Here is a 13531-nt window from a genome sequence, read left to right as displayed (position 1 = left end):
AACACTTTCTAAAGGAACTGGAGGAGTATATAAATTACTACAATAATATTAGAATAAAGACTCATTTAAACGGATTGAGTCCGGTAAAATACCGAACTCAATATCATTAACTTATTTTATAACCGTCCAATATTTGGGGTTCACTTCACAACAGAAGTATGGCTTTTGATTTATGCTGGCATCAGATTATTCTACAATCTCTTTAACACGTCCAACTTCCCCACTTTCCAATCGCACCTTAATGCCATGAGGGTGAACTGCCGAATTGGTAAGTAAATCCTTAACCACTCCTTCGGTAAGTTTTCCAGACCTCTGATCTTCCTTCAAAACAATTTTCACCTTCAAACCAGGTTTTATGTTCTCTCTTTTATCTCCTTCTTTCATAATCTTGGTTTTTGTTAGTCCCTTATACAAATTTAAGTGCTTTTATGGAGAAATCTTCTATTCCAACTACAATCTTTTATAACATATTAACCTGAGTTCGATTAAAAATATCAATCACAGAAAGTCAGATTTATTCAAGGTTTACATTAAAAAAACTGAAAGAATATCGGGATATTTTGAAGATTTATTAATGTAAAGATTGGATGAAGCGGGCTTTTATAAGTTTTTGACTGCTTTTGGCATAAATCTCCTCAAATTCCCTCGAAATATCCCGATATTACTTCGATAATCTGAGAAAATTTCTACTCAAAAACAGTTCAAACTGTGCAGATATTTTTAATCGAACTCAGGTTATTATACTTTACCTATTTTTTTATATTTTTAAATAAATGAAATAACACAACACTATTATGACAGCAGAAAACACACTTATAGAGGTTTACACAGGCTTAGCATGGGAAGTTGAAATGCTAAAAACCATATTGGCCGATCACCAGATTAAAAGTTTTGTAAAAGATGAATACATTGGAACCATTGCCCCACATTACTCGGGTGGTGCTATTGGTGCAGTTAAGCTTTGTATTTTAAGCGGCGATATGGAGAGTGCAAAACCGCTTATCGAAGAGTTTGTGCAAAATAAAACAGAGTAAATCCATGAATTCAATAATAACCAAAGTCCATGGGCAGCGCATCATGGACATGGATTTACAATTCGACGATCGAACAATTTCTTTCACAGGTAATACAGGTGCAGCTTTGATTAATACGCTGGCCATGATACTTGTTATTCTGAGCTCTGCATTCAACCTGTTTAGCAGTGAGCGTGAGATTACAAGTCCATCAGGCATTGCTGTATTGATCATCGCCATTATTGCCATGCTAATCGCCTTGCTTTCAGCCATAAAATACCTGAAGTTTAAAAAGCAAAATCTTTTTCGTTTCAGCACAACAGATATCGAAGCGGTTGAAATTCAGAAAAAATCAAAATTCTTAAAAGTAAGTTTCAAGCTACTCAACAATTCAACTTATAAGATTAGTTGCGTTCAGGATAGATATTCAGGCAGGCTGGTACAGTTTTTAAAAGATTCCAATGTTAATGTTATATACAGGTAAACACCTGGTTTAAATCATTGCTAATTAAGCAATCTGCATCAAATGCAAGAGAACAGAATAATAGTCAATAAATCAGGAATGAAAACGGGCCGAGGTGAATCCCAATAGGATGATTGCAGAAACATGGCATTAGCCTATCTCTATTAAAATTCAAATTCCATAAAAAATCTACACTTCCTTCACCATTTCGTAACAAAAAGAAGCAAAAAATTGACTATTTTTAATGACACAGATTTTCACAATTAGCAATATCACTACATGTCAAAATATCAATTCCTTAACCGAGATTTAAGTTGGTTATCTTTCAACAAAAGGGTGTTGGAAGTGGCAACCAATGAAGATTTGCCTCTGTACGAACGAATTAAGTTCCTCGCAATTTATTCATCTAACCTTGATGAATTCTATCGTGTACGTGTTGGCACCTATAAAAGATTTACAGAATTACCTCCCGAAGACAAGAAAAACCTAAGAGAGAATCCTGATAACATTCTGAAAAAAATTAATGCTGAGGTAGATCGTCAGCAGGTTGAATTTGGAAAGATATTTCGAGATAGTATTATCCCGCAACTTCGCGAAAACAATATCATATTGCTTCAGGATGAAGCATTAAGCGATGAGCATCATCAGTATGTGAAAGATTTCTTTTTGGAGAATATTCTTCCGCATGCACAACCCATGCTGCTTTTAAAACAGCAAATCAAACCATTTTTGCAGAACAACTCCATCTATTTGGCGGTAAAACTATTTAAGCGCCGAAGTAAAAAAGATGGAGATTCAAGCCCTAAAAATCAGAGGGCACGTTACGCAATCATTAAAGTTCCATGTCATCACTTCCCAAGATTTATAGAACTTCCGGAAGTTGATGGCAAACATTATATCATGTTCCTCGACGATATCGTGAAGCTAAGAATGAAGGTGCTATTCCCGGGTTATAAGATAGCTTCAAGTTTCAGTTTTAAATTGAGTCGCGATGCCGATTTATTAATCGAAGATGAGTATTCGGGTGATTTGATTGACATGATTGAACGAAGCCTGAAAAAACGCGAAACCGGCTCTCCTTCCCGTTTCCTTTACGATGAATCGATTCCAAAAGAATTTCTTCGATTCCTGAAGGATTCCTTTGATTTATTGCCAAACGATATGGTAAAAGGTGGCCGATATCACAATTTCCAGGATTTCTTTGGTTTTCCGAATCCAAAATTTCCTGATCTGGAGCTGGAACCCTATCATCCCTTAAGCATAGAGGAATTGAAAGGAGGAACAAAATCAATCTTTAAAACCATTCGCAAGAAAGATCGCATTTTGCACTTCCCTTATCAATCGTACAAATATGTTATCCGTTTCCTAAACGAGGCAGCGCTAGACCCTAAGGTGGAAGAAATTAAGGCTACTCAGTATCGAGTGGCTGATAATTCTGCCGTTGTAAATGCCCTGATCAATGCCGCTCATAATGGGAAAAAAGTGACTGTTTTTGTTGAGGTAAAAGCTCGTTTCGACGAAGAAGCAAACCTGCGCTCGGCGCGTGAAATGCGCAAAGCCGGAATTAAAATTATCTATAGTATTCCTGGATTAAAAGTGCATGCGAAAATTGCCCTGGTAATCCGTAAGGATGACAAAAGAGATTACGCATTTTTAAGCACAGGCAATTTTAACGAAAAAACAGCCAAAATATATGCCGATCATGGATTCCTGACATCCGATAAAGTGATGATACAGGAAATGAAGCAACTCTTCGATTACCTGGAAAATAAAACTCCTGGATATGAGTTCAACAAACTGTTAGTTGGCCAATTCAATTTAAAGAGCGAGTTGATTCGCCTGATTGATCAGGAAATTGAGAATGTAAAAAATGGAAAAAAAGGCTACATCCTACTTAAAATGAATGGCTTACAAGAGCGCGAAATGATTAAAAAGTTATATGAAGCCAGTGAAAATGGGGTGGAAATCGACTTAATTGTTCGTGGTATTTGCTGTTTAAAGCCAGATCAGAAGTATTCGAAAAACATTCGTATTATTCGAATTGTTGATCAGTTCCTGGAACATGCCAGGGCATTCTATTTTTACAACCAGGGAGAGGAATTGCTTTACCTTTCTTCGGCCGATTGGATGAACCGAAATCTTCAAAGAAGAATTGAATGTGCATTCCCAATTCATGATGTGGATATCAAAAATGAAATTATCCACATCCTACAGCTTCAGCTTGCCGACAATGTAAGTGCCCGAATATTAAACGGAAAACTTGATAATGTTCCTATCGAAAGAAAGGAAGGAGAACCAGAAGTGCGTTCTCAAATGGCCATTATGGATTTCTTAAAAGAGAAAGAAAAAGCTCATAAAGAAAAAATAACAATAGAAGAATAAAGCAGAACAGCAGTAACTTAAAAACCCAAAGCCATGAAACGTTTATTTTTAGTCAGACACGCTAAAACAGAGGTAATTCGTTACGATATTACCGACTTTCAAAGAAATTTGAAAGAAAGAGGCATTAACGATTCAAATTTGATTGCTAAAAAGTTGCTGTTAAAAGATGCCAAACCAGATATTATGATTTCAAGCACTGCAAACAGAGCCATTCAAACGGCTCGTTTGTTTGCTGATATCCTGGAGTACAAACAAGAATCAATTGTCCAGTTAGATGAACTCTATGATGGATTCACCACCCATGAATTTTTGGGCATGCTCGACCAGCATGGAAACAATAATGATTCGGTGATGATTTTTGGTCACAACCCAAGCATTGAATACCTGGCCTTTAATTTAAGTGTTGAATTTTATGAATACGTTCCTACTTGCACGGTTATTGGAATCGAGTTTGACGTAAGCGACTGGAAAGACATTGAAGCCAGATCGGGCAAGATTTGTTTGTACGAATTTCCTAAAAAATACAAACAGTAATTTCACCTTTTATCGAGATTACTGTTTTCCAAACACAATTTTGCCCTGATTATCCAATATCAGTTTGCCATTTACCTTTTCCTGGCTTTGAGGATCGGTAAACCCTTTTATCAAACCGGTTTTCTGTTGTTTTACCAGCGATTTAATTTGTGCTTCGCTTAGTTTTTTCTCCATAAACACAAATGGAACAATAAACTTACAGCCATTTTTATAGTTAGAGCAACCAAATGCAGCATTTCCTTTCAGCAATGTACCCGATTTACACACCGGACAAGTCAGGATTTCTTTTTCCTCTTCGAGGATACTGATGCTAAAATCGGGATCCAGAACCAGGTTTCCATTCAGCTTGTTGCCATCTACAGTAAAACCTTTAATTTTTGGTGTTTTGCCTTTTAGTATCAATGCTTCAACCTGTTTGTCGGTAATTTTTTTGCCACCAAATTCGAAAGGAAGTCTCATCTCGCATCCGTTTTTCCAATTGGTACATCCCCACACCGATTTTCCTTTTACAATTTTTCCCTCTTTGCATTTCGGGCAAAGCAATTCAGCTGGAGCTGATTTTTTCTTCTTTGCTTCGGCTTTCTTTTTCTCCTTTTCCTTCTCCTCATCAATTACCTCGATGGCATTGATATTTTTTCTTGATTTTACATCCCAGACAATACCAACAACCATATTCTTTAGCTCGGCCATAAATTGGTTTACTTCAAAATTCCCCAATTCTATATCCTTCAGCTTCTTCTCCCATTGCCCGGTTAGCTCGGCCGATTTTAGCAACTCATTTTGTATCGTATCGATCAACTGTATGCCTGTAATGGTTGCCACCAGTCGTTTCTTTTCCTTTTTAATGTACCTGCGCTTAAACAAGGTTTCAATGATATTTGCACGTGTCGATGGACGGCCAATCCCGTTTTCCTTCATTAGCTCTCTCAATTCATCATCATCCACTTGTTTACCGGCTGTTTCCATGGCACGCAGCAGTGTAGCCTCCGAATAGTATTTTGGCGGTTGAGTTTGCTTTTCAGCCAAATCGGGCTGATGTTCTCCTGTTTCTCCCTTCACAAAAGCCGGAAGAATAACACCTTCACCAACATTGCTGTCTTTTGCATACAAAACACGCCAACCTGGCTCTATAATTTGCTTTCCTGTTGCCTTAAAATCGATATCGGTAACTTTACCCATTACCGTAGTATTACTCACCTTACAATCGGGATAAAAGACCGAAATAAAACGTCGGGTAACCAAATCGTACACCTGTTTTTCTTCGTATTTAATTCCCGAGGGATTTACTCCTGTTGGAATAATTGCATGGTGATCGGTTACTTTTTTATCATCGAATACTTTTTTCGATTTCCTGATTTTCTCCTTTAAAAGTGGATCTATAAAATCTTTGTATGGAGTCAGTTTCTTTAAAATTCCCGGGACTTTTTTATAGATATCATCAGACAAGTAAGTTGTATCAACCCTCGGATAAGTAGTCAATTTCTTCTCGTATAAGCTCTGAATAATTCGTAAGGTATCTTCGGCCGACAAGCTAAATTTTCGGTTACAATCAACCTGTAAAGAAGTCAAATCGTATAGTCTTGGCGGTTGCTCTTTCCCACTCTTTTTTTCTACAGAAACAATTTCGAAAGGCTCAGATTTAATCTTATCTAAAAATGCCACACCTTCCTCTTTTTTATCGAATCGTCCCCTGGTTGCTGCAAAACTTACATCGCGGTAAATGGTTTTTAGCTCCCAATAAGTTTGTGGCACAAAATTATCAATCTCCTTTTGTCGATTTACAATCAACGCCAATGTAGGTGTTTGCACCCTACCGATAGATAAAACCGACTTTCCGTTTGCATACTTCAAGGTGTACAGTCGAGTTGCATTAATTCCCAGCAGCCAATCTCCAATCGCTCTCGAAGAACCTGCAGCATACAACTTATCAAAATCGCTTCCTTCTCTCAAATTTTGAAATCCCTCGCGAATGGCCTCTTCGGTTAGCGATGAAATCCATAAACGTTTTACCGGCACATTGCATTTGGCTTTGTGCAAAACCCATCGTTGAATCACCTCTCCTTCTATTCCCGCATCACCACAGTTGATCACTTCTTCAGCTTTCGAGATGAGTTTCTCCAGAATTTCAAACTGTTTCTGAACTCCTCCATCTGGAATTACCCGAATTCCAAATCGTGCCGGAATAATAGGCAAATCGTTCATGTGCCAGTATTTCCAGTTCATGTCGTATTCATGCGGTTCTTTCAAGGTGCACAGGTGTCCAAAGGTCCAGGATATTTGATATCCATTGCCTTCGTAATATCCATCTCTTTTCGATTTTGCCCCTAATATTAAGGCGATTTCGCGCGCTACACTTGGTTTCTCCGCAATACAAACTTTCATACTATTCTATAAGGTAGTTAGCAATTAGATTTTAGAATTTCTAACTGCATTTAAAACATATACTTAAACTCTAAAGAGAAAATATTCTCTTCTTCCGACATTCCAAAATTGGCAGTCAGCACCATTAATTTATACGGCGATAGCCAAAAACCTCCACCGTACCCATGGTGCCATTTATTGGAATCTTCGCCATTGAGCCAAACACGACCAAAATCGTTAAAGGCCAAAACCCCCAGCTCTCCACCAAGGAAATACGATTTAAATCTTGCCAGTCTAAATCGAAAATCGGTATTCTGATATACAATATCATCACCCGCAAATCGATCCTGACGGTATCCTCTAAGGTTCGATTTTAAACCCAATTTATTGGCCTGGTAAAAGGAGTAACCACTGGTATTGTGAGCTGCCCCAAATCGAATTGCAAATATACTACGTTGAGGTCTACCAAGACTCGCATAAAACCTTAAATCTGTTTCCATTTTTTGGAAATTATGATCGTTCTTTTCCAACCCTCGATAGAAACTCCATGAATTGGTCCAGTATACCCCACGCGATGGAATCACTTTATTATCGCGTGTATCCCACTCATGTTTAATTTTTAAACCAATGTATTTTCTGGTATTAAAATCAGTAAGTAAATCTAAATCGTTATCCGGATTACTAAAGTCGGTTACAAATCGATCGGGAGTTGCTTTAAGTTCTAACTGCTCGTAGAATGGACCGAAAGAAATACTCTGCTTGGCCGATAGTTTTTTTCTTACCTGCAAGCCAAACTCAGTTCTTCCCATTCGAATTCTATTGTACTCTTTATCATCCAACTCCGGGTTTTCGGTTTCATTTCCAAGCCCGTAATAATAACCCTGAAAATTCGGCGTATTGTAACTGATATTGGCCAGTAAATCCAATGATGAGAATACTCCAATCATTTCACCAGAATACTTAAACTGGGCCGATGGATACATAAAGGCATAGTTCACCAGGAATTTGTGTAAGGATCCGTAAGGCTCTTTTCTAAAGCTCTGTTTTTTCACGTTAAAGCCAGCGCCAAGCGTTAATCCATCATCACTCACAAAATTTAGATTGGCTCCCGGACTAACAATATCATATTTAAACGATTTTCTATCGTAAACATTCACACTCTTGTTTTTCGATAATCGATTTTGAAAAGCTCCATTACCTTTCACCTTTGTTTTCGACTTATCGTAAATCGCAAGATTTGATTTTCGGGTACTATCGATTCTAAACCTGTCTTTACCGGTTCCCCCAACAATTCTAAGTTTCACACCTTTCGAGTATTTACCATCGATATCAAATTCATCCTTACCACCCAGTCCATAAATCCGAACTTCTTTAGTTTCTCCAACCAGGAATTTACGATCATATAGTTTTTCTTTCTTGTTTCCTTTCTTACTCAGTCTGCGCACCTTCACGTGCAGGTTTCCTTGCTCATCCCATTCGGCATCAAAATCTTCCGTATCATTGGTACCAACAATATCAACCTCTTTGGCCAGGTAATCGTAAAATTCTACTGCCAAATCAGGCAACTGATCTCTTCTGGCCTTTAGTTTTGCAACAATATCATTGGCCGAAATGGAATATACCTCTTTTGGAAGGTCTTTAATGGCTGTTTCAATCACCTCATCGCTAAGGTTTTGTTTCAGTTCTTTTGCCATTGCAATCCAGTCTTTCTTGTTTTTAGATTGAAGGAAATTGCGATCGAAATACCTTGCGTTGAAACCTAGCCCAACAACATTTTCTACAATGGAATCGAAACTCTGGAATTTAGGCATGGCCCATTTTCTTCTGATTAGCCAAGGCACCTTCCCATCGCTGTAAAAGAATACCTGGTCGCGATCGCGCGGAATTGGCTTGGCAATGGTTTTCCCATCCTTTTTAAATGTTGCCCATCTCCACTGATCATCATGCCTATCCCAGTCATTCAGGAAAATATCGAAAAGTCGGGCACGTAAAACAGCCGTTTCATCAATCACTAAATCTGAATTCTTAAATCTTTTCTCAATTAGTTTATCGGTTCCCAAAACATCTTTCGTGTTGCCAAAATTGTCCATATCAGACATATCATCGTTGGGTCTTTCTTCAAAAAGGTAGAGTTCGTTCTTGAAGTCGTCCTGGTAGATTCCAAATCGAGGATCATCGGGCACATATACAATTTTAGGGTTGGTATGATATACGCCTGCAGCATCGGCCAATTTTGGTACTGCTATTGCAGCATATGGATAAGAGTAAGAAATTCCATCCTGAACAATACTTGCAGCAAAAGTCCCTCTTAATCCTGGAGGTATGGCCTTCTCGGTATATTTTTCTACCGATCTTAACACATACTGCTTGCCATCTTTCGCTTCCAATCGCAGAGATCGTGTTTGCTGTCCACCACCTCGTTTCAAAATTTTTAAACCTCCTTTTTCTGTACCGATATCAAATACAGGAACCTCAACAGGTGTTTCCCATTCTTTACGGTAATTGTTTCCAAGCAGATTTCGTTTCGATTTACTATCGGTAGCATATAAATCGCTGGCAGCTATTGTTATGGTACTATCTGAAAAGTTTAAATCTTTGTATTTTTCAGCCAGATCTTGTGCACTAGGCATTGTTTTGGTGAAGAGCTTTTTCTGGAAGGCAAGTTTTGGCGCCTCTGCTCCACTTCTTCCAACCGACCACATTTCCAACCAAACCTCATCGTTCGAATAAAAATTAAGCCTGGTAAAACCAATTTCACGAAGTGCCACATCCATTTTCTTCTCCGAAACATATTCGGCCTTACTTCCCGATCCGGAAACAACATAAAAGGATTCATCTTTTTCGGTAAACTGAAGGCTATTATCGTGAGCCGAAACAGTAATAATGTTTTCATAGCCTCTTCCCAGTTTTCTGCCCATATACCTCATTTGTTTGTAGAATGGATAGGCAAAATCCTGTGGCGTTCCAAACAGCTTGCGATACAATTCAATAGGACCGATAAATGGAAAATTCCCTCCATGTTTTCCTGCACTATACATCGGATGGTGACTGGCAAATACAATCTTTTTATCCTTATTTCTTTTTAAGGCATCGCTTAAAAGAATGAGAAAGTCGGTAGAACTTTCAAGACCACATTCGGCCTCAGGTTTATCGGCTGCATGAAGCCACCACTGAGAGTCGACAATGAGCAAAACTACATCATCGCCTATTTCAATTTCTACTGGCCCAGGACATCCACCTGTAGGCAGGAATACATCGCCTTTTCCTACATAATCTTCTATAAAGGTTTCCAGATTCATAATGGCTTCCCAACCATGCTTATGTCCTTGGTTCCACTCTTTTTCGCCAGGGATGAAAAAACTTTCACCATTGAATTTTTTCACCAAATCCAATAGCTTTATCAGATTCTGATCACCCGAACTAATGTCTTCAATTTCCTGTTTGGCATACTCTTTCGAAATGCTGTTCCCCAAAAATACAAGAGTGGCTTTGTCCTCTACTTGCATGAGTTGATTCTGAAGCATTTCCAGATTGGCATCAACAATATTGGCTTCTCCAACATCTCCGATAAAGAATAGCGAATGCTCCAACAAATTTGCATTGGGCGCCTTATTGATTTGATTGTCTTGAGCATTGGCACAAAGTACCACACTTAACAGACAAAGAAGTGTATAGAATTTTTTCATGTTTTCTGTTTTTTGTATCAAATACGAAAAATGAATTCTAATTATTGTTTAAATCGATATTTTAAAATGTTTGCTTTTTGCCCTCTTCCTTCGTTGGAGATATACATGGTTCCATCGGGCGCAAAGCATATGCCTTCTGGTTGGCGGAAAATTTTGCGCTTTAGTTTAACAATGGCCTGAATTTCTCCTGCTGGATTTAACACAACCAATATTTTTCCCACCGACCCCAGCACATAAAGATTTTTTGTAATGGGATGAACAGCCACTGCCGAAGGTTGAAAAGTAATATCACCTTGCGAAGGATTGATATTCTCCATTAATTGGACCGAAAATCTGGAGTAGGCATCAAATTCCAAAATCTTTCGGATCTGATCCTGATCGATCAAATATTTAGGCGTTTTTGACAATTCATTTTTTTCGATAGAAAATTCATAAATAGCACGTTTGCCATGGTATTTTTTAGAGTGGGCAGGGCTTCCTTTACAGGCTACCAATAATGCATTTGTATTGGGATCGTAACCCAATCCTTCTGTATCATTCCCCGCATTTAAGTGAGTTGATCTTTTTACCGAATTGATCTTCTTTTTATCCTTAAAGTTTTCCACTTTAAACACTTTCCCATCCGAACGAAGCACATAAACAATAGAATCTATCAGCTCAATGCCTTCATAATCTCCAGGGTGATCGAATTCGTATTTTTTAGTTACCTCTTTCTTTTTGTGATTGTATTTGTAGATGACACCTTTTTCGTCGTTCACACACAATACAGAATTCTCGCTATAATAAGTCAAAGCCGATATCTCTCTCAACTCATCCTTCATTTCGAACTTCTTATTCGGCTCATAAATATCATATGGGAATTTCTCGTAGTTCTCCGACAAATAGATCATTTTCTGCTCCTTTTTTTGGGCGCAAGCTTCGAGAAAAAATACAATAGCAAGAATACTAATCAGTGTATGAATTACTTTAATCATATGGAGGTTTTAACTTTTATCAATTGGAATCATAAAATTAATAAATAAGCCCCAATTACCAATAAAAAAAGGTCAATCGAGGCATTTCTATTTTTTTAACAGAAGCATTTCATGTTTAATGACTATATTTATTCAGTCAAAAAAAACCTCAAGAACTGAAAAATTCAAATTATGAATATGATCCAGGAAGCTGAAAAATATGTTACTAAGCTTATTGAAGATGCAATAAAACCATTGTATACCTATCACAATTTAGAACATACCCAGAATGTAGTAAAACATGCCAATAAGATTGGTGCTGCACTGGAATTCAGTGAAGAACAGATGGAGATTTTAATTCTGGCCGCCTGGTTCCACGATTCGGGATATTACGAAGATTATGCAAATCATGAAGAGTTGAGCGCTCGAAATGCAAGGGTATTTTTAGCGGAGAGAAATTATCCGGAAGAGAAAATTACACAGGTAACACAAGCCATTCTACATACAAAAATTCCTCATCCACCTTGCGAAAACCCGGTTTGCAATGCCCTTTGCGATGCCGATTTATACCACCTGGCATCGAAAAGCTACATGAAAAGCTCTGAGCAACTTCGCGAAGAAAAAGAGGCGCTTTACAAGCGTGAAATACCGCCAAGACTATATTGGGAGGATACATTAGCCTTTTTGCAAAATCACAAATACAAAACCAAATATGGAAAAAAGGTATTTGGAAAGAAGAAAGAAGTAAACTACCAGAAAGTAGTCGCAAAAATAAAGGGCTATCACGATAAGGAAATCAAGAAACTGAATGAAAAAGTAAGTAAGCTTGAGAGTCAGAACATCAAGTTAAAAATGCCTCAGAGAGGAATCGAGACCATGTTTAAGGTAACGGCAAGAAACCAGATCAATTTGAGTTCGATTGCCGATAGCAAAGCCAACTTAATGATTTCTGTCAACTCGATCATTATCTCGGCTATCTTTTTCATTTTCAAGAATATTATGGAGGTTCCACACTTCATTATTCCATGTATAATTTTGCTGATTGTGTGTTTGGTTACCATCACCTATTCGGTAATGGCAACACGCCCTATTGTAACCGATGGGAAATTTTCGGAAGAAGATGTGAAGCAAAAAAGAGTGAATCTATTATTCTTTGGGAATTTCCACAATATGGATTTGGGTATATATTCAAAAGCATTAAAAGGGATGATGACAGATTACGATGAGCTTTACGATAGTCTGATTAAAGATCAGTATTACCTGGGTAAGGTTTTGGGTAAAAAATACCGCTTTTTGAGAATTTCCTATACCATATTTATGTATGGACTGATTTTGTCGGTTGTGGCATTTATTTTAGCTGCAATATATCAGCCTTTGATGTGGTAAATAGCTCAACAAAAACTAAATTTGCAGCCCAATAAAATGGGCAGTTTACTATGAATTTATTTTACACTCCGGATATACAAGACCAGTACTATCAGCTTGATGAAGTTGAATCGAAACATTGCGTTCGTGTTTTAAGGCTAAAAGAAGAAGATGAAATCCATTTGATTGATGGAAAGGGAACACTTTTTACCGCCAAAATAATTGATGCACATCCCAAACGCTGTACGGTTGAATGCATCGAAAAGAAAGAGGAGTTTGGCAAATTGGATTATGACCTGCACCTGGCTTTGGCTCCTACCAAAAATATCGACAGAACCGAATGGTTTCTTGAAAAGTGCACCGAAATCGGCACTAGTGAATTCACGCCTCTTTTAAGTGCACATTCAGAAAGGAAAGTGGTAAAGCATGATCGTTTGTTTAAGGTTATTACATCGGCTGTAAAGCAATCGCTAAAAGCTTATCATCCCAAATTAAACGAGCTTACAAAATTCGCAGATCTGGTTACCGCCGATTTCGATGGTGACAAGTTCATTGCTCATTGTAATCCGGGCGAAAAAACTCACTTGAAACAATTGTGCAAGCCAAAATCTAAATGTTTGGTTCTTGTTGGCCCTGAAGGCGATTTTAGTCCCGAGGAGGTTGAATTGGCTAAGGCCAATGGTTTCCAGGAAATATCGCTTGGCGAAAGTCGTTTGCGTACCGAAACTGCCGGGGTGGTTGCCTGCAATATTGTAAGCCTTGCAAATTATTAGA

The 13531-nt window shown here is 38.0% G+C and carries 11 protein-coding genes; 7 read left to right on the top strand and 4 right to left on the bottom strand.

The window, feature by feature from the left end; translation table 11 throughout:
• A partial coding sequence (locus ELS83_RS18710; RefSeq protein ID WP_171595199.1) for an IS3 family transposase occupies positions 1–110 on the top strand: 110 nt, incomplete at its 5' end.
• A gap of 76 nt (positions 111–186) precedes the next feature.
• Here ELS83_RS18710 and ELS83_RS18705 read toward each other — a convergent pair.
• A complete protein-coding gene (locus ELS83_RS18705) occupies positions 187–384 on the bottom strand; it encodes a YwbE family protein (protein WP_171597068.1) in 198 nt (65 codons plus the stop codon).
• A 410-nt stretch (positions 385–794) separates the two neighbouring features.
• On the opposite strand from ELS83_RS18705, the gene ELS83_RS18700 reads away from it, so the two are divergent.
• From ELS83_RS18700 to ELS83_RS18685, 4 genes are all read left to right on the top strand, one after another.
• Complete coding sequence (locus ELS83_RS18700) at positions 795–1034, top strand: putative signal transducing protein (protein WP_171597067.1); 240 nt, start codon at positions 795–797, stop codon at positions 1032–1034.
• A 4-nt stretch (positions 1035–1038) separates the two neighbouring features.
• Positions 1039–1497 carry a hypothetical protein gene (locus tag ELS83_RS18695; RefSeq protein WP_171597066.1) on the top strand — a complete coding sequence of 153 codons (459 nt, stop codon included), beginning with the start codon at positions 1039–1041 and terminating at the stop codon, positions 1495–1497.
• Positions 1498–1755: 258 nt separating this feature from the next.
• A complete protein-coding gene (gene ppk1, locus ELS83_RS18690; protein ID WP_171597065.1) occupies positions 1756–3858 on the top strand; it encodes a polyphosphate kinase 1 in 2103 nt (700 codons plus the stop codon).
• Positions 3859–3891: 33 nt separating this feature from the next.
• Positions 3892–4392, top strand: a complete 501-nt coding sequence (locus tag ELS83_RS18685) for a SixA phosphatase family protein (protein ID WP_171597064.1) — start codon at positions 3892–3894, stop codon at positions 4390–4392.
• 18 nt (positions 4393–4410) lie between these two features.
• Here ELS83_RS18685 and ELS83_RS18680 read toward each other — a convergent pair whose 3' ends face one another.
• From ELS83_RS18680 to ELS83_RS18670, 3 genes are read right to left on the bottom strand one after another with little or no spacing between them, the layout of a single operon-like run.
• Complete coding sequence (locus ELS83_RS18680; protein WP_171597063.1) at positions 4411–6774, bottom strand: type IA DNA topoisomerase; 2364 nt, start codon at positions 6772–6774, stop codon at positions 4411–4413.
• A gap of 50 nt (positions 6775–6824) precedes the next feature.
• Positions 6825–10439: a BamA/TamA family outer membrane protein gene (locus ELS83_RS18675; RefSeq protein WP_171597062.1), complete on the bottom strand. Its 3615-nt coding sequence runs from the start codon at positions 10437–10439 to the stop codon at positions 6825–6827.
• A 41-nt stretch (positions 10440–10480) separates the two neighbouring features.
• Positions 10481–11413, bottom strand: coding sequence for an SdiA-regulated domain-containing protein (locus ELS83_RS18670; protein WP_171597061.1), 933 nt, complete (start codon positions 11411–11413; stop codon positions 10481–10483).
• 171 nt (positions 11414–11584) lie between these two features.
• On the opposite strand from ELS83_RS18670, the gene ELS83_RS18665 reads away from it, so the two are divergent.
• Positions 11585–12778: a Pycsar system effector family protein gene (locus ELS83_RS18665; protein WP_171597060.1), complete on the top strand. Its 1194-nt coding sequence runs from the start codon at positions 11585–11587 to the stop codon at positions 12776–12778.
• 50 nt (positions 12779–12828) lie between these two features.
• On the top strand, positions 12829–13530 hold the full coding sequence (locus ELS83_RS18660) for a 16S rRNA (uracil(1498)-N(3))-methyltransferase (protein ID WP_171597059.1): 702 nt from the start codon (positions 12829–12831) through the stop codon (positions 13528–13530).
• The last annotated feature ends 1 nt before the right edge of the window (position 13531 follow it).

Source organism: Marinifilum caeruleilacunae, from assembly GCF_013141825.1.
Classification (GTDB): domain Bacteria; phylum Bacteroidota; class Bacteroidia; order Bacteroidales; family Marinifilaceae; genus Marinifilum; species Marinifilum caeruleilacunae.
The sequence above is the reverse complement of the archived record's forward strand: the minus strand, read 5'-3'. Positions and strand labels throughout refer to the sequence as shown.